A 25,905-nucleotide genomic window follows, 5' to 3' on the forward strand; every position below is an offset into this window, starting at 1 on the left:
GAGTGAAGGGATTCGGTCTATCTCGCTTCGGGCGCGGCGGTGGCCTCGCCGGTCATCTCCGAGCCGGGGAATCCGATCGCGCCGAGGAAGAACGCCTCCCACCGCACCGACACGGTGACCGTCACCTGCGCGTCCCCCTGCACAACTGAGCACTCGCCGCTGGTCACGTCGTCGCCGCCCTGCGCCGCGACGATCTCTTCGGCCCTGGCGCACACCTGGTCGTCCCCGAGCAGCCGGGGCTCGCCGGTGGCGCGGAGGTGGTCGACGTCGATCTGGTCGGCGCCGGCTCGCGCGGCCTGCTCGGCCACGTCCGCGGCGCGCAACCGCGCGTTGATCGCCGACCCGCCGTCCACGAGCAGCCCGGCCAGCAGGAACGCGACCACGGAGAACAGCACGGTGAACACGGACATGGACCCCCGCTCCCTCACTCCTCGACCCTCCTGAACTGCTCCAGCGGCACCACGGCCGTGCCGGTCAGCTGCTTGGTGCCGCCGAACCCGAGGAAGCCGAGGTCCAGCTCGCAGGTGACCTCGGCCTGGATCTGGCCGCCCTGCTCGTACGCGGAGCCGTCCAGGGAGGCCGCCGGCGACCCGCAGGGCCCGGTTAGCGCGCTCTCGGCGATCGCCTCGGCGGCGGCCTCGGCCTCGTCGAACGTACGCTGCACGGACGCGGCCCTGGCGGCGTCCCTGGCCGCCCCGTCGACCCGCCCCTGCGACTCCACCAGCACCCCGGCGCCGACGAGGAACATGAGGAACAGCAGGAAGACCGGGGCCAGCATGACCGTCTCCACGGCCATGGACCCGCGCTCGCGATCCCTGGTCATTCGCAGTCCTCGCCGCCGTTGTCGGGACGGAAGCACTCCACCGGCCCGCCCGCGGTGGCGCTGATCGTGAACGTGAGCGGCGGCAGCAGCGGGATGACCTGCACGGCGCTGCCGGTCACGGTGACGAAGCGCTCGTCCGGATCCTTCTCGGACGTCGTGGCGGTGGCGTTGCCGAGCAGCCGGGGCCCGACGGCGCGGACGATGTCGGTGGCCTTGGCCGTGGCCGCTCCCGGCCAGTCGCCGGAGTCGATCGGCGCAGACCTGGCCACGCGGGCGCCTTCCCTGGCGGCCGCCTCCGCGACCTGCCGGGCGTGGAACCAGAGCGCGACCTGCACGATGAGCAGCGCCACCGCGAGGATGACCGGCATGAGGATGGCCAGCTCGACCGCCGTCACGCCGCGCTCGCGGTCGCGGCTTCTACGGCTCGGGGTTGCCGTTGCCACCGTCACCGCCGAAGCTCTGCTCGATCTCGCCCTGCTGCTGCTCGACCAAGGTCTTGATCAAGGTGGCCAGGCCGAGAGCGACGCCGGCGATGATCGCGGTGATGATCACCCATTCAACGGCGGAGGCGCCGCGCGTGGGCGCCGTGCGGGCACGGTGGACGCGTGAGCTCAGGTACGCGGTGAGATAGACGATCCAGGGATGGTTCATCAGACCCCCAACATCTTCATAGCGGCGGGAAAACTGAGAAAGATCACGAATCCGGCGCAGAGGAGGAGCTGGGCCACGAGCATCGATTGCGAGCGTTCGCCCGCCCGGCCCTCGATCTCCGCCAGCTCGCGGCGGCGCAGCGTGGCGGCCCTGGCCGTCAGGGAGGCGCGGACTTTCGCGCCGTCGTCGGCCACCAGGCCGAGCGCCGCCGACAGGTCGCGCAGCTCGTCGACGTTGATCTCCTCGCCGAGCTGGCCGAGCGCCTGCCATGGGGTGATGCCGACGATCCTGGCGCCGCTCAGCGCGTCGCGGATGCGGCCCATCGCCCAGTTGGGCCGCTCGCCGCTGACCGAGACGGCCATCATCAGCGCCTCGGGGACACCGCGGCCGCCGGCCAGATTCATGGAGACGAGGTCGAGGAACGCGCCCACGGCGTGGCGGAAGTCGCGTCTCCTGGCCGCAGCCTCCTTCTTCACCTGGAGGTCGGGCAGGAAGAAGAACACCATGGCGACGAGCAGCGAGGCCCAGAACGGGATGGCGAGCGAGGTGCCCCATTCCATGAGCACCAGCCAGCCGAGCAGCAGCGGGAACGCCAGCAGGCCGCTCGCGGCCAGCAGCGTCTTGGTGGCCAGGAACGCCTCGAACGAGCGCCCGACCAGAGCCAGATCCGCCTTGGTCGACCTGGCCTCCCAGCCTCGGGCGCCGTACAGGCGGGCCAGCCGGACGCCGAGGCCGCGGCGGAACGCGCTGACCTCCTCGTCGGGCAGCACGAGCTGGATGCGGGGCCCGTCCGTGTCCTCGCGCACGGCGTCGAGCGCGAGCAGCCGCGCCACCAGCCCTGGCCGGGCCGGGAAGAGCGCCCGCAGCAACGCGAAGAGGCCGAGTCCCAGGACCGCGCCGGCCAGCGCGCCCTCAACCATTGGCGCCCCCTCCCGTCAGCAGCCGCGTCGGCTTGTCGAACCTGGCCAGCCGCCTCATCCAGGCGAATCCGGCGCCGAACAGCCCGGCGACGACCACGAGGACGGCTTGGCCGAGGAAGCCCTCGTACTCGGCGACGTACGAGGGGTTGAAGATCACGAGGATGCCGGCGAAGACCAGCGCGGTGATCACCACGATCTGGACGCTGCGCCTGGTCGCGCGGCGTTCGGCCTCGACGCGGCGGCGCATGTCGAGCTCCTCGCGGGCCGAGACGGCCAGCGCGCCGAGCACGTCGCGCAGGCCGGGGCCGCGCAGCTTGGAGTTGAGGATGAGCGCGGCCACCACCAGGTCGGCCGAGGGGTCGTCGAGCTCGTCGGCGAAGAGCGCGAGCGCCTCGGGCAGCGCCATCCTGGTGTGCAGCCGGTCGATCATGGCGCGGAGGTGCGGCCGGAGCGTGGGGGCGGCGGCCCTGATGGACGACGGGATGGCCTGTTCGAGCCCGGCCGCGCCGGCGATCGTGTCACGCAGCGACTCGGTCCAGGCGGCCAGCCCTTCGAGTCGCCGCATCGCGGCGCGTTCCTCGGCCGCGCCGCCGGACAGCCCGCGCCAGGCGAACACGAGCAGCACCGTGCCCACCGCCACGACCGGCCACCCAGTGACCAGCAGGACCATGGTGGCGGCCACGGCGGCTATGGCGGTGCGGGTGGTCAGCATCTTGACCAGGTGGCGCTTGGGCTGGGGCGGGCGGGGGCGCAGGCCGTACAGGGCGATGACGAACAGGAACAGGCCGCCGCCGGCCAGGGCGCCGGCCAGCAGGGCGAGGGGGTCGAAGGCGATCATCATCGTCCGTCACCATCCCCCCGGCGTGTAGCCGTGCGCCATGAGCTCGTCCAGGCAGGAGACCGGCGCGTGCGGCACCGCGCCGCCGTCGGGTCCGGGCAGGAACACCTCGCTCGACAGGACGCGGCCGTCGCAGCCGTTGACCTCGCGGACGCTGGAGACGTAGCGGCGCAGCGTGCCGCCGCGGTGGTAGTCGTTGCGCTTCTCAATGAAGATCACAAAGTCGATGGCGCCCGCGATGAGCATGTGGGTGGCGTCGATGGGGAGGCGCTCGCCGGCCTGCAGGGCGTACGTGGCGATGCGGTTGAAGACCTCCATGCTGGAGTTGGCGTGGATGGTCGACAGGGAGCCGTCGTTGCCCTGGGTCATGGCGTTGAGCATGGTGACGATCTCGTCGCCGAGGACCTCGCCGACGATGACGCGGCTGGGGTTCATCCGCAGCGAGCGCCTGACCAGCTCGGCCATGGAGATCTCGCCCTGACCCTCGGAGTTGGGCAGGCGCTGCTCGAAGGCGACGACGTTGGGGTGCAGCTCGGGGAATTGGTCGAGGCCCAGCTCCAGGGCGCGCTCGACGGTGATGAGGCGCTCGCTGGGCTGGATCTCGTTGGCCAGGGCGCGCAGCAGGGTGGTCTTGCCGGCGTTGGTGGACCCGGCGATCATGAGGTTCTTGCGGGCGGCGACGGCCGCGCTGAGGAACCTGCCCACGTCCGGGCTGATCGTGCCGTTGCCCACGAGGTCGGACAGGAAGACCTTGCCCAGGCGGGCGCGGCGGATCGAGACGGCCGGCCGTACCGTGACGTCCATGACCGCGCTCAGCCGGGACCCGTCGGGCAGGCGCAGGTCGAGTTGCGGGTTCGCGGTGTCGAACGGCCGGCTCGACAGGCCCGAGTACGCCGCCAGGATCTGGATCAGCTCGATCAGCTCCTCGTCGGACTCGGCGACCGGGTCGTGCATGACCTCCTGGCCGTCGGCGTAGCTGACGAAGACCTTGTCGCAGCCGTTGATGTCGATGTTCTCGACCTGGGGGTCGTCGAGCAGCGGCTGCAGGCGGCCGACGCCGAACAGCGCGGCGTGGATGCCGGCCGCCAGCGCCTCCTCCTCTTCCACCGTGGGCGGCGTGCGGCCGAGGCCGATCTCGTTGCGCGCGTGCTCCTCCAGGACCTGGGAGATCAGCGCCCTGGCGAACTGGCGCTCGTCCTCCCCGGTCATCGCGGGCAGGCCGTTGGCCTGGTCGAGCCTGCGCTGGTGGGCCAGGCGGTCGCCGACCTCCTGGCGGAACCGCTTGACCAGCGTGTGATCGATCATCGGTGGCTCACCAGCCTCGCCGCGAGGTCGCGGGCCGTGCGGATGAGGAGTGAGCGGTCCAGGCGGCCGCCCCACTGGCCGCGCAGGAGCTCGGCGCCTTTGGGGTCGTACGCCAGGCCGTAGACGAACTGGACACTCGGGCCGACGATCCTGCGTACGTCGTCGATCGAGGCGCGGTAGGCCCGCGGGTCGGCGATCACCACGACGCCGTGCGCCTTCGTGATCTGGAGGCGCTCACGCAGGTGTGCCACGTGGTCGAGGGTCGCCCTGGTCAGCAGCACGACCTGCTCGGCCTCGGCCAGCAGGTCGCCGAGCTGCGGGTGCGTGCCGAGGCGGCCGCAGTCGGCGATCACGTCGGCGTTCGGGATCGCGGCCAGCGCCCGGCCGAGGGGGCCCCACAACCAGGTGAGCCCGGCGGCCTGCTCACCGTGCGTGAGCCCGGCCAGCACGTCCAGCCCGCCGACGATCTTCTGCGTGTGCTGGTGTATCTGGGCGGGCTCCAGGCCGCGCCGGGCCGTGGCGCCCAGCGTGAGCAGGCCCTTGCCCGGGTTGAGCACGCCGCCGCCGTCGGCGGGCAGCCGGTAGGCGAGGTCGCCGCCCGCCGGGTCGCACTCGGCCAGGAGCACCGGCCGCGGCCACACCGCGGCCAGGGCCGTCGCGGCCGTCGTGACGCCCGGCGCGCCCTTGTCGGCGGCCAGCACGATGAGTCCCACGTCAGCGCGCTCCCGGCAGCTCGGCCACCGCGATCTCGCCGCTGGAGGCGAACGCCACAATTTCCGGCGCGGCCGATGAATCCACAACCACCGTGATCTGGCCGGAATTTCCGGAACGGGACCTCTCGCCGGTGGCGAAGACGAGCGCGCTCGAAGCGAGCACGCGGGTTTGTCCCTGGCTCGACCGGCTCGGCACGTAAATTACCTGGACGCGGTCGCCCTGTTGAATGCCCGCGGGCATTTGGCCCGGCTTGAGCGCCAATCCTACGGTGGCCTTGCCCTCGCCGAGCTCGCTGCTGGCCTTGACGCCCATCTGATTCGTCAGCAGGGTGCCGGGCAGGATCGTGACGGCCGCGAAGCTGTTGATGACCTGCCGGCGCTGTGACCAGCTCACGAAGTCCACGCCGGTATTGGCGATCTTCACCTCTTCGAGCGCCTCCGGCGGGAACTTCTGACCTGCGCCGATCTGCTGGGTGATTCTGATGGCGGAGACGCGGTTCCCGCTGTTCAGCACGAGCAGGGTCGTGGCCAGCGCGCCGCCGAGTATGAGCAGGACGGCGAGCGCGGCCAGAGCCGGCTTGCGTTCTCTGGGTGGCACGGGGAGCTTGCGCGAGGCCGGGCCGGACAACCCCGCCGCCGCGTTGACGGCAGGCTTTTCACTGGTCCTCATGGGTGGGGGGCTCCCAAGGTGAATTGCGGAATCCACGCCATTATGTGGGGCTCATTGGATTGGCGGGGGCGGAATGCGAGGAACCATGCTTGTTTCGCAGGTGGCGAGATGTCAATGAGAAATAATCGATGCCTATTGTTTCTATCGAGTTGACGGAAAGGCATTTTTCCGGCTAGTCGCCACTTCTGTCACACATGCCACTTTCTTCACGGACGTTTACCGCTTTATGCGCGCCGGGCATGTATATCCGTCGCGCCATCGGGCCCGCCTTATCCACAGAACGCCGTTCTCATGCCATTGCGGTCAACCGACCGGCCTAACCTCGCTTCGGGCGCTACCTTGGCGGCCGAAGTCGAGCGAGGAGACGGCACCATGCGGATCATGCTCACCGTGCTCGGCGGGCAGGGCGACCGTGACGTCGTGATCGACGGCGACGACGGCGCCACGGTGGCCAGGGTGAGCGAGGCGCTCAGCGACCACGGGCCTCTGGCGAAGGTCGTCCGCCTGCCCAGAGCACGCGCCCCCTACGGCATGTCCGCCGGAGGGGCGGCCGACGGCGCCGGGTTCCACGTGCCGCCGCCGCGCAGGCCCGAGAGGGCGGGCGCGCCGGGCGGCCATGAGCCGGTCATGTGGCGCGACGGCCGCCCGCTCGACCCGCGCGCCCGGGCCGCCTCCGTGCTGCGGGACGGCGACAAGGTCACGCTCGACTCCCGGCTGGCCCGCGCCACGGTGATCGAGGAGCCGGGCGGCGTGGCCGAGGTGCGCGTGGTGGGCGGGCCGGCCGCCGGCGCGGTGCACCGGCTGGGGCTGGGCACGCACATCATCGGCTCCGACACGATGTGCGCGATCGCCGTCGCCGACCCCGCGATCGCCCCGGAGGCGGCGACCGTACGCGTGACGCCGGACGCGATCACCGTGGAACGCACCTGGCGGGAGCCGGGAGAGTCGCCCCGGCTCAAGCTCAAGGGGCGATGGGCCGAGGAGGTCGCCGAGCTGTCGGCGCGGGCCGCCGAGCGGGAGGCGGCCGAGTTCGCGGCCGACTACGGCGAGGTCCCCGAGCTGGACGGCAGACCGCTCACCGAGCCCGTCGAGTGGGCCGACCAGGCGGTGCTGACCTGCGGCTCCTCGGTGTTCGTGCTGACGTCGATCGAGCCCAAGGACGCCCACCTGGCGCCGCGCAGCGAGGGCGGCGTGGCCTACAACCGCCCGCCCAGGCTGCGCCGCCCCGAGCCCGAACGCACGTTCGTCCGGCCGAAGGAGCCGACCAGGAACGAAGGCCTGCGCCTGCAGTTGCTGGCCGCGCTCCTCCCGGCCGCGCTGGGGCTGACGCTGGCGATCGCGCTCAAGCAGCCCTACTACCTGCTCGTCGCCCTGATGACGCCGATCATCATGATCGGCCAGTGGTGGAGCGACCGCCGCCACGGCAAGAAGCAGCACAAGAAGGCGATCAAGGAGCACAAGGAGCGGCTCCAGGCGTACGACGAGGCGGTCGAGCGGGCCAGGGTCGCCGACGAGGCGGCCCGCAGAGCCGACGCGCCCGACCCCGCCCAAGTGCTGCTCACGGCCACAGGGCCGCGCAGGCGGCTGTGGGAGCGCAGGATCCACGACTCCGACGCGCTCAGGCTCCGGGTCGGGCTCGCCGACCTGCCCGCCAACCTGGAGCTGTCGGAGGAGCAGGGCGGGCCGATCGATCCGCCGATCTGCCGTTCCGTGCCCGTGGCGCTGCCCATGCGCAGGCTGGGCGTTGCCGGCGTCACGGGCCCGCGGGCCGCCGCGACCGGTCTGGCGGGCTGGCTCATCGCGCAGGCCGCGACCCTCCACAGCCCCCGCGACCTGGCCATCGTGGTCGTGTCGGCGCATCCCGACGGCGAGAGCCGGTGGGGGTGGATGCGCTGGCTGCCGCACTGCGCGCCCCGCGCCGGCGAGGAATGCGTGGCGTTGTTCGGCACCGACCCGGACTCGGCCGCCCGCCGCGTCTCGGAGCTGGCCGCCCTCATCGACGAGCGCCAGAACACCAAGATCCCCGAGCTGGGCAAGATCCCCACCGGCTGGGACGATCTCGGCGGGGCGGAGAAGCCCTCCTTCTCCTCCTATGACGTACGCCCTCACGACGTGCTGGTGATCCTCGACGGGGCCCAGGTGCTGCGCGGCCTGCCCAGCATGCCGCAGGTGCTGCGGCAGGGACCGCGTTCGGGCGTCTACACGCTGGCCATCGACGACGACCAGCGCCTCCTGCCGGAGGAGTGCCAGACGGTGGCCGCGTGCGGCGGCGACGGCCTCGTCCGCCTGCGCGGCGGCGGCCTCGACGTCATCGGCCCGGTCCTGGGCGACTTCGTCTCGCATGCCTGGTGTGACCGCCTGGCCAGAGCCCTGGCCCCGATCCGTGACGTGAGCAGGGACGATCCGGCGGGCAACCTGCCCGACGCGGCGCGCCTGCTCGACCTGATGCGGCTGCCCAACCCCTCGGGCAAGGAGCTGGCCGCCCGCTGGGGCGAGCGGGGCTCCACGACCGCGCTGATCGGCGTCGGCCCCGAAGGACCGTTCTCGGTGGACCTCAAGCTCGACGGCCCCCACGGCCTGATCGCCGGCACCACGGGCGCGGGCAAGTCGGAGTTGCTGCAGACTCTGATCTGCGCGCTGGCGGTGGCCAACCGGCCGGACCAGCTGACGTTCGTGCTGATCGACTACAAGGGCGGGGCCGCGTTCAAGGAGTGCGTACGCCTGCCGCACACGGTCGGCATGGTCAGCGACCTCGACGGCCACCTGACGCAACGCGCGCTCGACTCGCTGGCGGCGGAGATCCGGCGCAGGGAGCGCCTGCTGCTGACGGCCGGGGCCAAGGACATCGACGACTACGCCGGCTCGGTCCCGCTGCCGCGCCTGGTCCTGATCATCGACGAGTTCGCCGCCCTGGTGGCCGAGCTGCCCGACTTCGTCACCGGCCTGGTGGACATCGCCCGCAGGGGCCGCTCACTGGGCGTCCATCTGATCCTGGCCACCCAGCGGCCGGCAGGCGTGGTGACGGCCGACATCCAGGCCAACACGTCGCTGCGGATCGCGCTGCGGGTGACGGAGCCCGCAGAGTCGTCGGACGTCATCGACCTTCCTGACGCGGCCCACATCTCCAAGTCCACGCCTGGCCGTTGTTACGTGCGTTCAGGGGTGGGGGCGGCGACCGCCGTGCAGACGGCCAGAGTCGGCGGCCGCAGCCCGGCGGCGCCCGCGCAGGGAGCGCTCGGCGCGGCCGGCGGCGACGTGCGCGTCGTGGACGTGACCTGGCGTTCCCTGGGCAAACCCCTCCCGCGCCCCCCGGAGCCGGAGGAGGACTCGACCGTCACGGACCTCAAGCTGGTCGCCGACGCCCTCATCGAGGCCGCCCACCTGACCGGCGTCCCGGTCCAGCCCAGCCCTTGGCTCGACCCCCTCCCCACCCACTTCATCCTTGACCTGCCCACTCCCGCTTCTCCCGGTCCCACACCCGAGGGCCCATCGAACGGCGCGCCGGGCACCACCTCCGACCCACCGGGAAGCACTGCGGGGACCGGCTTCCAAGGGACAGGCACGGCCTCCGCCGCGACCGGCACCGCTGGGAGCGTGGCAGGCAGCGCCTCTTCGGGCGTCACGGGCGACGGGCGTGGTGGGTCCGGCACCGGTTCGGGTTCTGACTCCTCCAGGCCAGGCGCCACCCGAACGCCGGGCTCCGGGGCATCTGACGCTGACGGTGCCGGGTCAAGCCGCCCGCCGGGGGCCTCACCCCTTCACGCGTCGGGCGTCGCCTTCCGCGGCAACCCCATCGAGACCCGGGTGAAAGGCTCCGGCCAGCCCGCGCTGGGAGACTCCGGCCGCCAGGGGAATGTCGCCGCAGGCGTGGTCCCGACTTCGGGATTCGGCCCCGTCCCGCCTCCGGGCTCCAGCGCGATCCCACCATCCGGATTCGGCGCAATCCCACCGGAAGAGCCGGACATGTCCCACCCGGCGGGGTCGAATGCCCACCCCCCAGCCGGGCCGGACGCGCACCCCCCAGCCGGGCCGGACGCGCACTCTCCAGCCGGGCCGGACGCGCACTCTCCAGCAGGGGCGGACGCGTATTCCCCGGCAGGGGCGGACAGTGCCCTGTCCTGGGGATCGGACAGGCATCGGGCCTCGGGCGAGGGCAGGGCTCCGGAGGCAGGCGCAGGGGTGCCGGCGAGTGGGGCGTTCGCCGAAGTGGTGCCGCTGCCCTTCGGGATCACCGACCGGCCGTGGGCGCAGGATCGGCAACCCCTGGCGCTGGACCTCGCGCACGGGGGGCATCTGCTCATCGCGGGGGCCGCGCGGAGCGGCAGGTCCACGGCCCTGCGGACGATCGCCGGGTCCATCGCGGCCCACGCCTCCCCCAGCGACGTGCACCTCCACGCGGTCGACTGTGGTTCGGGGGCGCTCCTGCCGCTGGTGGCGATGCCTCACTGCGGCGCGGTGGTGACCCGTGACCAGCTCGACCGGGTGGAGCGCCTGCTCACCCGGCTCCGGGCCGAGATCGGCCGCCGTCAGCAACTCCTGGCCGAGGCCGGGCACGCCTCGCTGGCCGAATACCGCCAGGCCGGCCACCGGGTCCCCTGGCTGGTGTTCATGCTCGACCGCTGGGAGGGCTTCGTGGCGGCCTTCGAGAGCTACGACTACGGCCGCCTGATCGAGGCGCTGCTCCAGCTACTGCGGGAGGGCCCGGCGGTGGGATTGCGAGGCGTGGTCACCAGCGACCGATCCGGCCTGCTGGGCCAGGTCTCGACGGTCTTCGACGAGCGCCTGCTGCTGCGCCTGTCCGACGCGACCGACTACGGTCTGGCCGGATTCCCCCTCAAGGGGCTGCCCGCGTCCATGCCCGCGGGCCGGGCGCTGTCCATGGGTGAGCACGGTGTGGTGGAGCACCACATCGCGCTCCTCGCCGGCGACCCCTCCGGTCCCGCCCAGGTGGCCGCGCTCCAGTCCCTGGCTAGGCACGCGTCCGCGGCCTACGAGGACGAGGCCGGTCGCCCCCTGCTGCGGCGTCTCGCGCCCGCCCACGAAGGCGGCACACCGCTGGGGAGAGGCGCCTGGCGGTGGAGCGGGGAGCCACCGCTGCGTGTGGACGCCCTTCCGATGCGCATCACCACGGCCCAAGCCGTCGACCTGGATCCGTCCTTCGTCCCGCCATCACCTCTGTGGGCGCTGATCGGCGCGGGAGGCGACGCCCTCGGCCCGCTCGGGCTCGACCTGCTGGCGCACGGCCCCGGCGCCGTGATCGCGGGCCCGGCCCGCTCCGGCCGTTCGTCGGCCCTGCTGACGGCCGCCCGCTCCCTGATCGATCGCGGCACCCCGGTCATCGCCATCGCCCCGCGACGCAGCCCGCTGAGAGACCTGGGCGGAGCGCTGGCGGTGCTGGACGGCAACGCCGCCAACCTGCCCGAACTGGTCGCCGACCAGCACCACTACGTCGTGCTCGTGGACGACGCCGAGCTGATCAACCCCGATTCCCCGCTGGGAACGGCCTTGGAGGAGGTGCTCCGCTCGGGCAGGGACGGCGATCACGGCCTGCTCATCGCCGGCACGACCGGGGACCTGGCGGTCGCGTACCGCGGTTTCGCGGCGGAGACCCGCAAGTCCCGTACGGGCCTGCTGCTGGCGGTGCAGGGGCAGACCGACGGAGACCTCTTCACCATCCGCCTGCCGCGGGGCACCGCGGGCGGGCCGCCCGGACGAGGTCTTCTCGTGACGACCGGCAACATCACACCCATCCAGGCGGCTTTACCGGACAACGCCTGAGGTCTCCCCGACGTCCTCCGGCTGTGGGTTCGCCCCGCAGACCGGAGGACAGTCGGCCGGTTCGCGCCGCAGGCGGAAGGACAGTGCGCGGGTTCGCGCCGCAGGCGGAAGGACAGTGCGCGGGTTCGCGCCGGAGGGCGGTGGGCGCGGGTTCGCGCCGGAGGGCGGTGGGCGCGGGTTCGCGCCGGAGGGCGGTGGGCGCGGGTTCGCGCAGGAGGCGGAAGGACAGTCGGCGGGTTAGCCGATCTTGTGGTTCACTGCCGAGTCCGCGTCGCCGCCCCACACGTCGTCGTCCTCGTGGAGCCACGTGGTGGATTCACGATCCCCGGATTCCTGCCCTCCAGCCCCACCACCCATGCCGCCCATCGGCATGAACGGCATGCCCGGGCCCCCACCGGCTTTGCCGCCGCCCGTCAGCGCCCCAGGGGGCACGCCACCGCTGCCGTAGACGCCGGGGCCACCACCGGGGCCACCACCGGGCCCACCGGGGCCGCCGGAGGTGCCGGGGCCGAAGGACGACGGGTTGGGCGTGCCGTAACCGGTCGGGTTCGAGGTGGGAACGGTCCCGTTGGGCGTGCCATAGCCGTTCGGGGAGCGCTGGAAGTCCTGGAGGCTCGTGGTGGGGTTGGTGCCGGCGCCGGGGTTCGGCACATGGCCGGAATTCTGCGTCGTGCCGCCGCCCGGGTTCTGGCCACCCGGGTTCTGGCCTCCCGGGTTCTGGCCTCCCGGGTTCTGGCCTCCCGGGTTGGTCGGAGAGCCGTTGGAAGGGTCTCCTGGCTGGTTCGTCCCAGGGCCGTTCGGGTCGGTCTGAGTGGGGGGAGGGTCGGTCGGGAGATTGATGGAGCCGAAGCCCGGCCTGTCGGTGTCCTGTCCTCCCGGCCGGTAGCCGGTCAGGTCGGAGTTGCCGTACGAGGTCGGCGTGACGTCCCCCACGCCGCGATTGTCGCCGAAGGAGTAGTCCACCGGAGGGGGCGGCTGTTGCGACCCTGCCGGCAGGTTGATGACCCGCAGCGTCTCGTCCAGCTTGTCCGGCATCTTGTAGAAGATTTGCCTGAGGTCGTTGCCGAACGTCTGCAGGTGGCGCCCGGCCAGTTCGTTCGGGCTCCCCCATTTTCCCTCGGTGGAGTTGACACGCTCACCGCGCTCGTTGTAGTAGCCGGTGTAGGTGCCGTAGTAGTCCGTCCAGTCGTCGTTCCAGCTGCCGCCGTTGGTGAATCCCCCCATGTTCCAGAACCCCTGGTAGTGCCAGGCCGGCAGCGCGAAACCCTTCCAGTCGTCGTTGAGAAACCCCTGGTGACCGCGTACGACGTCACCGAACTCCGAGAGGGGGTGGGCCATTTTCCCCAGCTTGTCGGCCAGCTCGCTCAGCGTCACGTACAGGATCGCGAGCGCCTTCTGGGCTTCGACGGAGGCCTTGCCTTCCCAGACCTTGGCGAGCTTGTGGGCCTCTTCCTTGATCGCGTCCTTCGCCTCGCCGACCGCCTTCTGCGCATCGCGGTAGGAGATCGCCGCCTCGTCGATGGGCGTGGCATCGAACTTCTGGAGGAGGGTCAGGACCTGCTCGACGTTCCGATTGTCGGGGCTGTCGACCCAGCCCTCACCCGAGGGCTTCAGGGAGTAGGTCTCATGCCTGTTGTCACCCATGCCGATCAGTTCCCGCCTTCGTTGGCCGCGTTCGTCACCGTGTAGGTGCCGGCCCCGGCCTCGATCAGGGCGATCGCGGTGTTGAAGTTCTCGATGGCGTTGTTGTAGACCGTCGTGAACTTCCCGTGGCTGTCCGTCAGCGTGTCGAGGAACGTCTTGATACCGTCGACTCGATCAATGCTCTCCACGTGATTGCGCAGTCTGGAGAGGTCGCCGGAAGCGGTGAGATCCCCGACCGAACCCTGGCCGGTGCCAGTGCCCGTGATGGGCTTCATCGCCTCACGCAGTGCTTCGGCGATATTCGCGATCTTCCTGGCGTCGTACGTGACGCCGTCCCGTTCGGCCTCCAGCCCCGGCCAGTCACTGGGCGGTTGCGCTTCTCCCACGAGACCCTCCCCCTCGGCACTCGATCAAGCAGCCTACTCGAGCGATTCCATTGCCGTACAGAAAACACATAGTCAACTTGCGTAACATAAGGCAATATGCAGACCCAAAAAGATCTTTATCAGGCGCATCGGCTGATGACGCAGCGTCTGGGGCTGGCTCTGCTGCAGGGGGAGCCGGACGTGCCGGAGTCCCCTATGCGGAGGCAGAACGTGGCGACGTTCGCCGGGATTCTGATCGCGATATTGATCGTCGCCGGGTTCGGGATCTGGGGGCTGCTCAAGCCGGGTAACGCCACCAAGCTGACCGAGGCGGGCCAGCTCCTCATCGAGGAGGAGACCGGCGCCTCGTACGTCTACAACCAGCAGACCGGCAGGCTCCAGCCGGTGGCGAACTACGTCTCCGCGCGGCTGATGCTCGACAGCGAGACCATCAAGGTCAGGACGGTGTCCGCCGAGTCGCTGGCCGGCTTCGGCCGCGGCCAGAAGGTGGGCATCCAGGGGGCGCCCGACTCGTTGCCCAAGCGGGAGCGGCTGGTCAAGGCGCCGTGGTCGGCGTGCGTGGTGGAGGGGTCCGATGCCACCGGGGTGCGCAGGCCGTTCGTGACGCTCGTGGGCGGGACCGACGTCGGCGGGACGCAGGTGGGTGGCGATGCGCTGGTGGTCAACGACGGGCAGCAGAGCTGGGTGCTCTGGGCCAACCAGCGCCTGCGGGTGACGAACGTGGACCGGCTCACCGACCAGGCGCCGCGCCGCGTGCCCGCCTCGTGGATCAACGCCATCCCCGCGGGCGTGGACTTCGCCGCGCCGAAGATCCCCCTGCGCGGCAAGAAGGCCGCCGGACCCGGCGGCAAGGCGTCCCGGGTGGGGCAGGTGTACAAGGTGGCGCCCGTGGCGGGCGCGGGCGAGCGCTGGTTCGTGCTGCTAGCCGACGGCCTCGCGCCGATCAGCCAGACGCAGGCGATGCTGCTGCTCCAGGACCCGGGCACCAAGATCGCTTATGGCAACCGCCCGGTCCGCGAGACGCTGATCGACGCGGCGAGCGCCAACGCCGTCAAGTCCGCGCAGAACCCGCTGAACAACGGCCTGCCGGCCACCATGCCCCGCTTCCGCACGCCGGGCGCGTCGGCTCCGCTCTGCGCGGTGTACACGAACACCGTGAAGGGCTCGACCCGCGCCGTGCTGACCACGGGCAGCAAGATCCGCATCCCGACGCCGGCGGTGAGCGCCGGTCAGGAGAAGGTCGACCAGGTGCTGCTGCCGCCCGGCAGCGCCGTGCTGGCCGGGACCCTGCCGGGCGACGGTCAGCTGTCGGCGGTGCAGCAGTTCTCGCTGATCACCGACCAGGGCAGGAGATACCGGCTGGCGTCGGCGAACGTGATCGGCAAGCTGGGGTACGAGGCCACGGACGTCGCGCCGGTTCCCGCCTTCCTCCTGCGGCTGATCCCCGACGGTCCCGCCCTGGACCCGGCCGCGGCCAGGACGCCGGTGCAGGAGGTGGTGCAGGCCATCCAGCCGCCGCAGTGACGCCCTAGGCCGGGATGTTCCCTCCAAGGCCTCTGGTCAGGGACTCGTCCATCTTCGGGGTCAGACCACCCATCCCCGGGTCGTAGATCATGCCGTCGTTCGTGAACGGCATCTTGCCGCTGGATGACGTCATAGCGGTCGGTATGCCGGCCTCGAGCGTTGGGAAGATCTTGCCGCTCATCTTGGTCTGCTGCACGGCCATGGTCAGGAGCGTGCCGAGGCCGACCACCACCATGCCGTGCTTCTTGACCACATTCCCGATCACGGTGAGAGTGGCCTTGCCCACGGCGGCATCCACGGTCTCCGCGGTAAGGGCGGTCGGCGGAGTGCTCCTCATGGCCATTTTCCAGATCCCGAACGCGTACATGCCGGCAGCGATGGCGGTACAGACGACGGCGCCGACCTTGTAGAAATTGGACGTCGATTCGACCCCGTCGGCGGTGTTGTTGCGTATCTCGCTGAGCTGCTTGATCGAGTCGTTGAAGCTCTTCTGGACACCGTCGAAGGCGGTCTTCGCCTCCCCCTCCCACGTCCCTTTCTGCTCAAGCTGGGTCCTCAGCCCGACGAGCCCCTGGGTCAGGGTGTCGAGTTCGTTCGTACGCCATTGGCCGGCCGAGCTTTCCATGCTGTCGGGGTCGGAGAGCATGGTGCCGATGCAGGCGGCGACGTAAAAAGGCCACGGCCGCCAAATCATGGAGGCCCCGAGCAGGGCCGTCCCCGCAGCCGTGGTGTACATGTCCTTGTAGTTCACAGCTCCTCCTGCCCGATGACCTGAGGTGCGATGTCCTCTTCGCCGCCCCAGACGCCCTCGTCCTCGGACAGCCCGACAGTCTTGTCACGCTCGTTCTTCTGGTCGCCGGCCGCGCCCGCGCCGCCCATGGGCATGAACGGCATCGGCATGCCACCCGCGCCGGCCCCGCGCAGCCCGGCCGCCGCCGCGCCCGGGACGGCACCGTTGGGGCCGACGACGCCCCCGCCCATACCGGTCCCGGTCCCGGGGCCGGGGCCGGCGAACGTGCCAGGTCCCGTACGGGTACCCAGGCTGGGATCGACGGACGGCAGATTGTTTCCGATCCCCGGGGTCGGGGGCTGGAACGACGACAGGTCGGTCTTGCGGGGATTGAGCGCCGAGTCGAGGTCGGGAACCCTCATGTCCGCCGGATCTTTGGTCGGCAGATTCTGCTGGGGCAGGCCGGCACCCGGCAGGTTGGGGTTCGGCATGTCGGTGCCCGGCAGGTTGGGATTCGGCATGTCGGTGCCCGGCAGGTTGGGATTCGGCAGGTTGGGGTTCGGCATGTCGGTACCGGGCAGGTTCGTGTCCGGCATGTCGGTGCCGGGCAGATCGCGGCCTCCCGGAAGATCCCCTCCCGGAAGACCGCCGCCGGGTAGCTTCCCGTCCGGGAGCGTGCCATCAGGGATCTTGGGCAGGTTCGCGTTCTTGATCCCGTCCATGCCGAGAGAGCCCGGGCCGGGAACGTCACCGGGGCCGGGAAGGTCACCGAGGCCGGGCACATTACCGCTGTTGTCGTTGGCATTCTGGTAATTGTCACTGGCGTTTTTGAGAGCCGGCATCCAGGAAGCCAACGCCGAGCGCGCCCTCTCCAAGGCATCCCGCTGATTGGCGATCGCGTCCTCGTGGACGCTGTGGATCCCGATGCCGATCACGCCGAAGTGCGGCCAGGGCACGCCCAGATTGTTGGTCCCATCCCTCAGCTTGGTGACGCGATCGACCTCTGGTTTGATCGTCTCACCGCTGGCTTTGATCTCGTCAGCAGTGAAGCTGATGCCCGATGACAGCTTGAGTCCTTGGCCGCCGAAGTTTCCGAGCGAAGGGACAGGGTTCGAGCCATTGTTGCCCATCAGTTCATCCGATCACGGGGTCCGTCGTCTCGTGGCTGGTCGTCCAGGCGCTCGAGTCCTCCGGCACGTACGTGTTCCGCTCCAGGTCCCCGCTCTCGCCGGCACCTGCCCCGCCACCCATGAACGGCATGAACGGCATGCCGGAGGCCCCGCCGACGCCGCGTCCCGCACCGGGCCCGGACATCGGGGACTGACCGCCGACGAGGCCCGGCGAGCCGATCACCGAAGGGACCCCCGGCGAACTCCCTAAGGGCGACGGGACGGTGAAGCTGGGCGGCGGGCTGATCGTGGTCGCCGGAGGCATGGTGGCCGTAGGCATGGTGGTCGGAGTGATCGTGCCGGTCGGCGGCCGGTAGCCCGCCATGTCCGTCTGGCGGGGGTCGGCGGTGTTCGTGCCGTCGGTGGTCGTGCTGCTCTGGTCGCCGATGACCGGCGGGACCGTGCCGTCACCGTTGCCCGCGCCGGGGTTCTGCCCGGGAGCCGGGTTCGTGGGCGTGGTCGGGTTGGAGGGGTCACCCGGATTGCTCGGGTCGTTCGGATCCCCTGGGTTGCCCGGATTATTCGGATTGTTCGGGTCAGGATTCGCGGGGTCGTTCGGATTGGAACCACCCGGGTCGGAACCACCCGGATTGGAGCCTCCCGGATTGGGACCACCCGGATTGGAACCGCCCGGATCGGACCCGCCGCCGCCCGGAGTGGACCCGCCACCGCCGCCGGGCCCGGCACCGGAGGAGCCGCCGGAGTTGTCGCCTGCCGGCGAGCCGAACGTAGGGCCTGTCGTTCCGGAGCCTGTGGGATAACCGGGGTCCTGGGTGCCGCCGGGGCCCCCGGAGAGGTTGACCGTGGGCAGGTTGTACTCGACGGAGGCAGGGACCTGGTTGTAGTAGACGGTGGAGATCCACTTGTTGAGGTCCTCGAGCACCTCCCGCGCGTGGGTGTCCTCGTATGCCTTCTGGACGACCTCTTTCTCGGCGGTGGTATCGCTGCTCGAGAAGCCGCCCGGGACCTCCACCTTTTCATTGATCTTGGTGTGGGCTTCCTGGAGGTGCGTCGCGTACGTTCCGAGCGCACCGCCCATTTCCCGCATTCTCGTGACCAGCTGGTCGCCGGTCGCCTGCAGCAAGTCCAGCGCTTCCCGGGCCAGCTCCGCGTCAGGCCCCTTCCAGATCTGCATGATCTTGGCCTGGTGCGTTGCGAGGGCGCTGACAGCCTGCTCGATCTTGCTTGACGCGTTGTTGTACGTCATGCCTGCGCCGTCGACCGTCATCGGGTCGGTGCTCAGGATCCATTGCTTGATCTCAGCCATGGACTTGTAGACATACTCGCCCTTGGGCCCGTCACCACCGGGCTTGATGTCGATCTTCCCCTGATCACCCATCAGGCCTCACCCTTCGTTGGCCCCGCGCGCCCTGTCGTGGTTGTCGGCGCTGAGCTCGACGGCCTTGACGACGTCCTCATACGCCTTGATGAACTTGTCGTACACCTCGGAGAACTTCTGGCCCGCATTGGACGATCCGACGGCCCTTGCGAGGACGTCGGCGTCCGACCACTTGCCGATCTGCGCGGCAGAAAGCTCGTTGTCCGTGTAAATCTGGTTGATGTTGCCGTTCGGCCGCTCTCCCTTGCCCATCATGGCCTCGTAGGCGCTTCTCAACTCCTCCGCGACCGCGCGCATGCCGGATGGTGTGTTCTCCCGGGCGCCGTCAGCCATTCTTCAACCCCCTGGCAGCAGAGCTCTCGGCCACCGCGACAAGACGATGACCGAGAGGATGGACGAGCCTGGCTAGTCCGTCCAGATGCTGATGTTCTTCCGCTCAGCGGACTCGTAGTTGCCCTTGGCGACGTTGACCGCGTTCGCGGCCTGGAACAGTTGCTGGCCCATCGCCTTCTCATGCTGGTTCCACTGCTCGCGCTTGGTGTCGAAGAACTGCTGGGCCTCGCCTTCCCAGCTGGCCCCAAGCTCCTTCTTGATGTCCGCGTACAGGTCGTCGGTGACCCGGTCAAGCTCGGTGACGACCTTCTTGAGCTCCTCGTAGGCCTGCTCCATGGAGCCGAAGCGAACGAAGGTGTAGTCCTCAGCGGGCGTGCTCATGATGTTCTCCGTCCGGCTCAGCGGTTGGCGTTGATGAGGGAGTCGATGCGGCCGCCCTGGCCGGCGCCGGCGAAGCCGCCGGCGATGTCCATGTTCTGGTCGGCGGCGTTCCGGTAGACGCCGGCGCCGATGTTCAGCCGGTCGTAGATGTCCTCAAGGATCTTGATGACCGCCTTGAACTCGACGTCCCACTGGTCGAGCGCGGTGCTGAACTTCTGCGCCGCGCCGCCCTTCCACCCCTGGGTGGTCAGGTCGCCCTTGATCTGCTGGACTCGCTGCCGCATGCCCTCGATGTACTGCGCGGTGTCCTGGCAGTAGCCTGCCGCGTTCGTCAACTGAGTCGGGCTTGCCCCGTACAGTGCCACTGGACCTCCAAGTCGACATGGCCTGGTCTGTCACGACGGGCGGTCACCCGATGAAAGGAACGGACTACCCCCGTGAACAACATCAAATGGCATGGTAGTCACCATTGACCCCAGAATTCCCAGAAACATCAGATTACGGATTGGTCACGCTGCGGCGACTTTTCAACAAACCTCCTGATGAGAGGCCTATCAAGCCCTGACAGCGCCGAGACTTCGGCTGTGGTTGAACGGCGTCAGAGCTCCATCCGGCGGCGGATGCGGTCGAGCTGACCCATCACATCCACGAACGCCCGGTCGTGCAGCGCCTCCACCTCCTTGATCTTGTTGAGCGCGGCGGCGGGGTCGGAGAGCCTCATCGAGTCGTCCTCTCCGCCGAACATCTCACCCATAGCCGCGTTGATCTGGTTCTGGAAGTCGGCCGAGGCGTCCGCGAGCGCGATCTTGATCAACTCGGCCAGCTCGGCCGAGCCCAGCCGCATCGCCTTCGGGTGCAGTTCCAGCTCGCGCACGCCCTGGTGGTCGTACTCGACGGTGACCATGCCGTTCTCGTCCTCGGCGCGGCCGACGTACGAGTCGAGGTTGCGCTGGAATTCCTCCAGGCGGGCGAACTGTTGCTCGGTGCCCTTGAGCAACTTGTCGATGTCGATGTTCGCGAAGTCTCCGAACCCCTGCATTCCGCTATCTCCCTGAATAGATCAGCCGGACAGTCCGCGTACCCAGGAGTAGACCTCCAGCACGCCCAGCGCGAGCGGGAAGAGCTGGACGACCAGCGCCACGTCCAGGATGTCCGCCGCGCGTCCCCAGAACGGCGACGGCTTCCCCGTCGCCAGCCACAGCCCGATGCCCACGGTCATCAGCGCGAGCCACAACACCCCGATCGCCACGGACAGGGATCCGACGATCCCGCCCTGGCCGACCAGGGACAGCGCCAGCATGGCGAACCCCGCCAGGCCTGTGCCGATGAGCCAGAGCCGCTGCCCGAGCCCGCGGAAGACCCGCGCCCGCATGATCACCGTGAGCGACAGCGATCCCGTCATGAGGGCCGTCACCCAGTCGCGGTCGAGCACCAGCAGCACCTGTGTGACCAGCACCGAGAGCCCGATCGCCGCGATCATGCCGGTCGCGTAGCGCTGCGCGACCCTGGTGCGCTCCTGGATGGCCGGCGCGTCCAGGCGCTGGTTGTCGCTGCGGAGCTCCTCCGCCGTGGTCGGCATGGCCGGCAGCGGCACCTTGGCCAGCTTGAACGACAGCGTCGGCACCAGCGGGCTGAACGCCAGCAGCACCGCGACGGCCAGGGCCGCCACCCCGGCCGGCGGCGCCGACCACACCATCACGGCCGCCGCGCAGATCCCGCCGGCCGTGGCGGCGACGGCCGTGCCCAGGAAGCCGGGAACGCCGTCGGAGATCAACGCGCCGCCGACGGCCGCCACCAGCGCGGTGCAGGCCAGCGCGGCCAGCAGGTGCGGCGCGCCGAATCCCGTACCCCCGGGCGCGAACAGGCCGGCGACGAACCCGTACGGCAGCGCCGCGTGCCCGATCAGCGCGCCGGCCATCGAGTCCCCGACCGCCCGGGACAGCAGCGTCCCGGTGACGACCAGCAGCAGCGCCAGCAGCCCGGCCACGATCGTGATCGTCAGCCCCGGCATGCCGGACAGGGCCAGGCCGAGCGCACCCAGCACGAGCAGGCCCGACGCCCCGCTGGCGCCCACGACCCTGGTGTGCTTGGCCGACCAGACGCCGCGGCCGTCGCGTACTCCGGTGGCGACCACGTCGGCCACGTCGTCGTAGAGGGCGACGGGCATGATCGCCTCACGCGGCCGCAAATAGAGGATCTCACCGTCGAGCACGCCCAGCGCGCCCAGACTCTGCCCCAGATCGAACGGCGTCCCGCCGAGCCGCTGCAGCGTCCACCCGGGAGCGGCCGCCGAATCGCCGCCCACCTCGCCGAGCGCGCGGAGCAGGCCGGGCAGCACGTTGGGCAGCGGGATGTCGGCGGGCAGCGCCAGGTCGGCCTTGCGCCGCGGGCCCACGATCGTCACATGGCACTGGGTCGGCAGCGGCATCGGCACCTGCGCCAGAGCGCCCTGTTGGAAGGGCCCTTGCGGAGGTCCCGGAGGGCCAAGATGCCCGGGATACCCGTTCATCGGGGGCGGACCAGGGGGTGGTCCCTGGACCGGAGGCGGACCGGGGGGAGGTCCCTGAACAATGTGTCCCATATCAACTCTCCGTCCCCACCGTCGGTCACGGACAACAGAGAACATATCTGGTCTCTTCTGGTAAGAACGTCTCGATGAGCATCGTCGTCGTACGCCGCCCCGAACGCCGTCCCGGCCCCAAACCACCGCGCGGCGAGATCCTGCTGGAATCCCCTCCCGAGATCCCCGAGGTCCAGGGACAGGGCTTCATGCTGGTCCTCACCTACCTCCCGATGGTGGCGGGCGCGGCGGCGATGGCCCTGATGTTCACCTCTTTCGGCAACGCCAACCCAATCATGTACGTGGCCAGCGGCCTGTTCGCGCTGTCCATGGTGGGCATGACGCTGGGCCAGGTCGGCCGCCAGTCGGGCGAGCGCAAGTACAAAATCAACGGCGCCCGCCGCGACTACTTCCGCTACCTGAGCCAGGTGCGCAAGCGCGCCAGGCGCGCGGCCCGGCAGCAGCGCGAGGCCCTGGAGTGGAGCGGCCCCGAACCCGAGGCCCTGTGGTGGATCGCCATGGGCCCCCGGCTGTGGGAGCGCCGCCCGCGAGACGAGGACTTCGCCACCGTACGGCTCGGCACCGGCGTCCAGAAGCTGGCCATCCAGCTCATCCCGCCGGACTCCAAGCCGGTCGAGGACCTGGACGCGCTCGCGGCCGGCGCGCTGCGCAGGTTCATCAGGGCGCATTCGACGGTGTCGGAGCTGCCCGTCGCCGTGGCGCTCGGCTCGTTCGCCCGGATCAGGGTGACCGGCGACCCGGGCGCCGTACGCGACCTGATGCGGGCCATGATCGCCCAGTTGACCGTGTTCCACTCGCCCGACGACATGCGGATCATGGTGTGCGCCGGGGCCGACTGGATGCCGCACTGGGAATGGGTCAAGTGGTTGCCGCACGCTCTGCATCCCGAGGAGGAGGATGCGGCGGGGAACGTGCGGCTGATGACGGAGAACATGAGCGAGCTGGACCGGCTGGTCGGGGGCGAGCTCAAGGAACGCGCCCGGTTCCGGCCGGGGTCGGCGGCCGACGCCATGCCGTACCACGTGCTGATCGTGGACGGCGGGCACGTGCCGCACGACTCGCAGCTCGGCACCGACGCCATCCAGGGTGTGACGGTGATCGACCTGTCCGGTTCGACCGCCGACGTGGAGGAGAACAACACGCTGCGGCTGGACATCCGGGCGGACGGGTTCCACATGGTGAAGCTCGACCACGCGGGCAAGGAGCACACGACCCGGCTCGGCGACCCGGACAAGCTCGACTACCTGCGGGCGGAGGGCCTGGCCAGGCAGCTCGCGCCGCTGCGGGTCTCGGCGTCCTCCGGCGGCGAGGCCGAGGACGTGCTGTCGATCAACACCACGCTGACCGACCTGCTGGGCGTCGGCGACCCCGCCCGCCTGGACCCGGTGGCCACCTGGCGGCCCCGGGCCGGCCGCAACCGGCTGCGGGTGCCGATCGGGCTCGGGGCCGACGGCCGGGTCGTGGAGCTGGACATCAAGGAGTCCGCCCAGGGCGGCATGGGGCCGCACGGGCTGGTGATCGGAGCCACCGGCTCCGGTAAGAGCGAGCTGCTGCGCACGCTGGTGCTGGGCCTGGCGGTCACGCACTCCTCGGAGATCCTCAACTTCGTCCTGGTCGACTTCAAGGGCGGCGCGACGTTCCTGGGGCTGGACTCGCTCTCCCACGTCTCGGCGGTCATCACCAACCTGGAGGACGAGCTCCCGCTGGTCGACCGCATGTACGACGCGCTGCACGGCGAGATGGTGCGCCGGCAGGAGCTGCTGCGCGCGGCCGGCAACTACGCCTCACTGCGCGACTACGAGCGGGCCAGGGAGCAGGGGGCGGAGCTGGCCCCGATGCCGACGCTGTTCGTGGTGCTCGACGAGTTCAGCGAGCTGCTGTCGGCCAAGCCGGAGTTCATCGAGCTGTTCGTGATGATCGGCCGCCTGGGCCGCTCGCTCGGCGTGCATCTGCTGCTGGCCTCGCAGCGCCTGGAGGAGGGGCGGCTGCGCGGCCTGGACACGCACCTGTCGTACCGGATCGGCCTGCGGACCTTCTCCGCGATGGAGAGCCGGGTGGTGCTGGGCGTGGCGGACGCGTACGAGCTGCCCTCCTCGCCGGGCAACGGCTACCTCAAGTTCGACACCACCGGCATGACCAGGTTCAAGGCCGCGTACGTGTCGGGGCCCCACCTGCCCGACGCCCGCCGCCCCGGCTCCGACGACGGCCACACCGTTCTGCGCCAGGTCGTGGAGTACGGCTCCGCCTACGTGCCGCTCCCGGTCGTCAAGGAGCAGCCCAAGGCGGGCCAGGTCGCGGAGGTGGACGAGCGTTCCTCCCAGGCCAGCCTCCTCGACGTCGTCGTACGGCGCCTGGCCGGGCACGGCCCGGCGGCCCACCGCATCTGGCTGCCCCCGCTCGGCGAGTCGCCCACGCTCGCCCACCTGCTGCCGCCGCTGTCGGTCACGCCCGAGCTCGGCCTGTCCACACCCGGCTGGCAGGGCAGGGGCAAGCTGCACGCCGTCGTCGGGATCATCGACCGGCCGTTCGAGCAGCGGCGGGATCCGTACTGGCTGGATCTGTCCGGCGCGGCCGGGCACATCGGCGTGGCCGGCGGAACGCAGAGCGGCAAGAGCAACGTACTGCGCACGCTGGTCACCGGCATGGCGCTCACCCACACGCCGCGCGAGGTGCAGTTCTACTGCCTGGACTTCGGCGGTGGCGGCCTGGCGGCGCTGGAGGGGCTGCCGCACGTCGGCGGCGTGGCCACCAGGCTCGACGGCGACCGGGTACGCCGGACCGTCGCCGAGGTGTCGGCGCTGCTGCAGCAGCGGGAGCGGGGCTTCGCCGAGCGCGGCATCGAGTCCATCGCCACCTACCGGCGGATGGTGGCCGACGGCAGCGCCCAGAGCGACGGGTGGGGCGACGTGTTCCTCGTCGTCGACGGGTGGCTGACGATCAGGCAGGAGTTCGAGAGCCTGGAAGGCGTGATCACGGACCTGGCGGCGCGTGGGCTCGGGTACGGCATCCACGTGGTGGCGGCGACCAACAAGTGGTCGGAGTTCCGGCCCGGCATCAGGGACCTGTTCGGCACCAGGATCGAGTTCAAGCTGGGTGACGCGTACGAGTCGGAGATCAGCAGGAAGGCGTCGCTAGCCGTCCCCGAAGGCGTGCCGGGGCGTGGCCTGACCAGGGACGGCATGCATTTCCTCGCGGCGCTGCCGCGGATCGACGGGCAGCAGAGCGCCGAGGACGTGTCCGAGGGCATGCGGTCGGTGGTGGAGATCGTCCGGCAGTCCTGGCAGGGGCCGTCGGCGCCGCCGGTGCGCCTGCTGCCGTCGCTGCTGCCCGCGGCCGCCATGCCGGGGCCGGAGGTGACGGGCGCGAACAGGATCGCGCTCGGCATCGACGAGGACGCGCTCTCGCCGGTCATGCTCGACTTCGACAGCGACCCGCACTTCATCGTGTTCGGCGACAACGAGTGCGGCAAGTCCAACGTGCTCAAGCTGATCATGGAGGGCGTGGTCGCCAGGAAGACCGCGCAAGAGGCCATGATGATCGTGATCGACTACCGGCGTTCGCTGCTGGACACCGCGGTGACCGAGCACCGCATCGGCTACGCCGCCTCCAGCACGGCCGCCACGGAGCTGATCCAGGACGCCCGCTCGGCCCTGCTCAAGCGGCTGCCGCCGGCCGACCTCACGCCGGAGCAGCTGCGGTCCCGGAGTTGGTGGCAGGGCTCGGACCTGTACATCGTGGTGGACGACTACGACCTGGTGGCCACGTCCAACAACCCGCTGGCGCCGCTGGCCGACCTGGTGGCGCAGGCTCGCGACATCGGCCTGCACCTGGTGCTGGCCCGGCAGAGCGGCGGCGCCAGCCGGGCCATGTACGACCAGGCCGTCCAGCGCATGAAGGAGATGGCCAGCCCGGCGCTGATCATGTCGGGCAACAGGGAGGAAGGCCAGCTCTTCGGCAACGTCCGCCCGCAGCCGCTGCCCGTCGGCCGCGGCTTCTACGTCGACAGGAGGTACGGCTCGCGCCTGATCCAGACCGCCTACCTGGAGCAGGCATAGACCGTGGCCGGGAGTGCCCGGCCTCTTTCACCGACAGTGGGGGAGTTCGATGGGATTCGTGGATG

The 25,905-nt window shown here is 70.4% G+C and carries 22 protein-coding genes; 3 read left to right on the plus strand and 19 right to left on the minus strand.

Translation table 11 applies throughout. The features are described from left to right. Nucleotides 1-17 precede the first annotated feature (17 nt). Genes ACIBX3_RS04080 through ACIBX3_RS04120 form a run of 9 tightly spaced genes read right to left on the minus strand, consistent with a single transcriptional unit; the run spans nt 18 to nt 5,878 of the window. Nucleotides 18-410: a pilus assembly protein TadG-related protein gene (locus ACIBX3_RS04080; protein ID WP_397112845.1), complete on the minus strand. Its 393-nt coding sequence runs from the start codon at nt 408-410 to the stop codon at nt 18-20. 14 nt (nt 411-424) lie between these two features. Further along, the gene (locus ACIBX3_RS04085; protein WP_397112847.1) at nt 425-823 is read right to left on the minus strand and encodes a TadE family protein; all 399 of its coding nucleotides are present in this window, start codon (nt 821-823) and stop codon (nt 425-427) included. Beyond that, the gene (locus ACIBX3_RS04090) at nt 820-1,218 is read right to left on the minus strand and encodes a TadE family protein (protein WP_397112849.1); all 399 of its coding nucleotides are present in this window, start codon (nt 1,216-1,218) and stop codon (nt 820-822) included. The genes ACIBX3_RS04085 and ACIBX3_RS04090 overlap by 4 nt, the downstream gene beginning before the upstream one ends. Nucleotides 1,219-1,240: 22 nt before the next feature. Further along, nucleotides 1,241-1,474 (minus strand): hypothetical protein, encoded by a 234-nt coding sequence (locus ACIBX3_RS04095; RefSeq protein ID WP_397112851.1) that lies wholly within the window; start codon nt 1,472-1,474, stop codon nt 1,241-1,243. Then, on the minus strand, nt 1,474-2,394 hold the full coding sequence (locus ACIBX3_RS04100) for a type II secretion system F family protein (protein WP_397112853.1): 921 nt from the start codon (nt 2,392-2,394) through the stop codon (nt 1,474-1,476). The genes ACIBX3_RS04095 and ACIBX3_RS04100 overlap by 1 nt, the downstream gene beginning before the upstream one ends. After that, nucleotides 2,387-3,235 carry a type II secretion system F family protein gene (locus ACIBX3_RS04105; protein WP_397112855.1) on the minus strand — a complete coding sequence of 283 codons (849 nt, stop codon included), beginning with the start codon at nt 3,233-3,235 and terminating at the stop codon, nt 2,387-2,389. The genes ACIBX3_RS04100 and ACIBX3_RS04105 overlap by 8 nt, the downstream gene beginning before the upstream one ends. Before the next feature lie 6 nt (nt 3,236-3,241). Then, a complete protein-coding gene (locus ACIBX3_RS04110; RefSeq protein ID WP_397112857.1) occupies nt 3,242-4,537 on the minus strand; it encodes a CpaF family protein in 1,296 nt (431 codons plus the stop codon). Further along, nucleotides 4,534-5,250, minus strand: a complete 717-nt coding sequence (locus ACIBX3_RS04115; RefSeq protein WP_397112859.1) for a hypothetical protein — start codon at nt 5,248-5,250, stop codon at nt 4,534-4,536. The genes ACIBX3_RS04110 and ACIBX3_RS04115 overlap by 4 nt, the downstream gene beginning before the upstream one ends. Nucleotide 5,251: 1 nt before the next feature. Next, nucleotides 5,252-5,878 carry a hypothetical protein gene (locus tag ACIBX3_RS04120; protein WP_397112861.1) on the minus strand — a complete coding sequence of 209 codons (627 nt, stop codon included), beginning with the start codon at nt 5,876-5,878 and terminating at the stop codon, nt 5,252-5,254. Between the two features lie 414 nt (nt 5,879-6,292). Here ACIBX3_RS04120 and ACIBX3_RS04125 point away from each other — a divergent pair, with 414 nt between their 5' ends. After that, entirely contained in the window at nt 6,293-11,698 is a 5,406-nt protein-coding gene (locus tag ACIBX3_RS04125) for an FtsK/SpoIIIE domain-containing protein (protein WP_397112863.1), read from the plus strand. Nucleotides 11,699-11,935: 237 nt separating this feature from the next. Here the strand turns inward: ACIBX3_RS04125 and ACIBX3_RS04130 are convergent, their stop codons facing one another. Both ACIBX3_RS04130 and ACIBX3_RS04135 read right to left on the minus strand, forming a co-directional pair. After that, nucleotides 11,936-13,342, minus strand: a complete 1,407-nt coding sequence (locus ACIBX3_RS04130) for a hypothetical protein (protein ID WP_397112865.1) — start codon at nt 13,340-13,342, stop codon at nt 11,936-11,938. 5 nt (nt 13,343-13,347) lie between these two features. Next, nucleotides 13,348-13,728, minus strand: coding sequence for a hypothetical protein (locus tag ACIBX3_RS04135; RefSeq protein ID WP_397112867.1), 381 nt, complete (start codon nt 13,726-13,728; stop codon nt 13,348-13,350). 96 nt (nt 13,729-13,824) lie between these two features. Here ACIBX3_RS04135 and eccB point away from each other — a divergent pair, with 96 nt between their 5' ends. Beyond that, entirely contained in the window at nt 13,825-15,252 is a 1,428-nt protein-coding gene (eccB, locus tag ACIBX3_RS04140) for a type VII secretion protein EccB (RefSeq protein ID WP_397112868.1), read from the plus strand. A 4-nt stretch (nt 15,253-15,256) separates the two neighbouring features. Here eccB and ACIBX3_RS04145 read toward each other — a convergent pair whose 3' ends face one another. The 8 genes from ACIBX3_RS04145 to eccD all read right to left on the minus strand — a co-directional run bounded on the left by ACIBX3_RS04145 (nt 15,257) and on the right by eccD (nt 21,632). Next, nucleotides 15,257-16,003: a WXG100 family type VII secretion target gene (locus tag ACIBX3_RS04145; protein ID WP_397112870.1), complete on the minus strand. Its 747-nt coding sequence runs from the start codon at nt 16,001-16,003 to the stop codon at nt 15,257-15,259. Next, nucleotides 16,000-17,112: a hypothetical protein gene (locus tag ACIBX3_RS04150; RefSeq protein ID WP_397112872.1), complete on the minus strand. Its 1,113-nt coding sequence runs from the start codon at nt 17,110-17,112 to the stop codon at nt 16,000-16,002. Before ACIBX3_RS04150 ends, ACIBX3_RS04145 begins: the two co-directional genes overlap by 4 nt. A gap of 4 nt (nt 17,113-17,116) precedes the next feature. Then, entirely contained in the window at nt 17,117-18,490 is a 1,374-nt protein-coding gene (locus tag ACIBX3_RS04155) for a WXG100 family type VII secretion target (RefSeq protein ID WP_397112874.1), read from the minus strand. A 6-nt stretch (nt 18,491-18,496) separates the two neighbouring features. Next, nucleotides 18,497-18,823 (minus strand): hypothetical protein, encoded by a 327-nt coding sequence (locus tag ACIBX3_RS04160; protein WP_397112876.1) that lies wholly within the window; start codon nt 18,821-18,823, stop codon nt 18,497-18,499. A 72-nt stretch (nt 18,824-18,895) separates the two neighbouring features. Beyond that, on the minus strand, nt 18,896-19,204 hold the full coding sequence (locus ACIBX3_RS04165; RefSeq protein ID WP_397112878.1) for a WXG100 family type VII secretion target: 309 nt from the start codon (nt 19,202-19,204) through the stop codon (nt 18,896-18,898). Nucleotides 19,205-19,221: 17 nt separating this feature from the next. After that, nucleotides 19,222-19,539, minus strand: a complete 318-nt coding sequence (locus ACIBX3_RS04170; protein WP_397112880.1) for a WXG100 family type VII secretion target — start codon at nt 19,537-19,539, stop codon at nt 19,222-19,224. Nucleotides 19,540-19,802: 263 nt separating this feature from the next. Further along, the gene (locus ACIBX3_RS04175) at nt 19,803-20,243 is read right to left on the minus strand and encodes a YbaB/EbfC family nucleoid-associated protein (RefSeq protein WP_397112881.1); all 441 of its coding nucleotides are present in this window, start codon (nt 20,241-20,243) and stop codon (nt 19,803-19,805) included. 21 nt (nt 20,244-20,264) lie between these two features. Then, nucleotides 20,265-21,632: a type VII secretion integral membrane protein EccD gene (gene eccD / locus ACIBX3_RS04180; RefSeq protein WP_397112883.1), complete on the minus strand. Its 1,368-nt coding sequence runs from the start codon at nt 21,630-21,632 to the stop codon at nt 20,265-20,267. Between the two features lie 227 nt (nt 21,633-21,859). On the opposite strand from eccD, the gene eccCa reads away from it, so the two are divergent. Continuing rightward, nucleotides 21,860-25,840, plus strand: a complete 3,981-nt coding sequence (eccCa, locus tag ACIBX3_RS04185) for a type VII secretion protein EccCa (RefSeq protein ID WP_397112885.1) — start codon at nt 21,860-21,862, stop codon at nt 25,838-25,840. Nucleotides 25,841-25,905: the final 65 nt, after the last annotated feature.

Source organism: Nonomuraea sp. NPDC049480, from assembly GCF_044465905.1.
Lineage (GTDB): Bacteria > Actinomycetota > Actinomycetes > Streptosporangiales > Streptosporangiaceae > Nonomuraea.

Coding starts and splice junctions, on each gene's coding strand:
- ACIBX3_RS04080 (WP_397112845.1), bottom strand. CDS start 410: ATGTCCGTGTTCACCGTGCTGTTCTCCGTGGTCGCGTTCCTGCTGGCC.
- ACIBX3_RS04085 (WP_397112847.1), bottom strand. CDS start 823: ATGACCAGGGATCGCGAGCGCGGGTCCATGGCCGTGGAGACGGTCATG.
- ACIBX3_RS04095 (WP_397112851.1), bottom strand. CDS start 1,474: ATGAACCATCCCTGGATCGTCTATCTCACCGCGTACCTGAGCTCACGC.
- ACIBX3_RS04100 (WP_397112853.1), bottom strand. CDS start 2,394: ATGGTTGAGGGCGCGCTGGCCGGCGCGGTCCTGGGACTCGGCCTCTTC.
- ACIBX3_RS04105 (WP_397112855.1), bottom strand. CDS start 3,235: ATGATGATCGCCTTCGACCCCCTCGCCCTGCTGGCCGGCGCCCTGGCC.
- ACIBX3_RS04110 (WP_397112857.1), bottom strand. CDS start 4,537: ATGATCGATCACACGCTGGTCAAGCGGTTCCGCCAGGAGGTCGGCGAC.
- ACIBX3_RS04125 (WP_397112863.1), top strand. CDS start 6,293: ATGCGGATCATGCTCACCGTGCTCGGCGGGCAGGGCGACCGTGACGTC.
- ACIBX3_RS04130 (WP_397112865.1), bottom strand. CDS start 13,342: ATGGGTGACAACAGGCATGAGACCTACTCCCTGAAGCCCTCGGGTGAG.
- eccB (WP_397112868.1), top strand. CDS start 13,825: ATGCAGACCCAAAAAGATCTTTATCAGGCGCATCGGCTGATGACGCAG.
- ACIBX3_RS04150 (WP_397112872.1), bottom strand. CDS start 17,112: ATGGGCAACAATGGCTCGAACCCTGTCCCTTCGCTCGGAAACTTCGGC.
- ACIBX3_RS04155 (WP_397112874.1), bottom strand. CDS start 18,490: ATGGGTGATCAGGGGAAGATCGACATCAAGCCCGGTGGTGACGGGCCC.
- ACIBX3_RS04160 (WP_397112876.1), bottom strand. CDS start 18,823: ATGGCTGACGGCGCCCGGGAGAACACACCATCCGGCATGCGCGCGGTC.
- ACIBX3_RS04165 (WP_397112878.1), bottom strand. CDS start 19,204: ATGAGCACGCCCGCTGAGGACTACACCTTCGTTCGCTTCGGCTCCATG.
- ACIBX3_RS04175 (WP_397112881.1), bottom strand. CDS start 20,243: ATGCAGGGGTTCGGAGACTTCGCGAACATCGACATCGACAAGTTGCTC.
- eccD (WP_397112883.1), bottom strand. CDS start 21,632: ATGCCGCTGCCGACCCAGTGCCATGTGACGATCGTGGGCCCGCGGCGC.
- eccCa (WP_397112885.1), top strand. CDS start 21,860: ATGAGCATCGTCGTCGTACGCCGCCCCGAACGCCGTCCCGGCCCCAAA.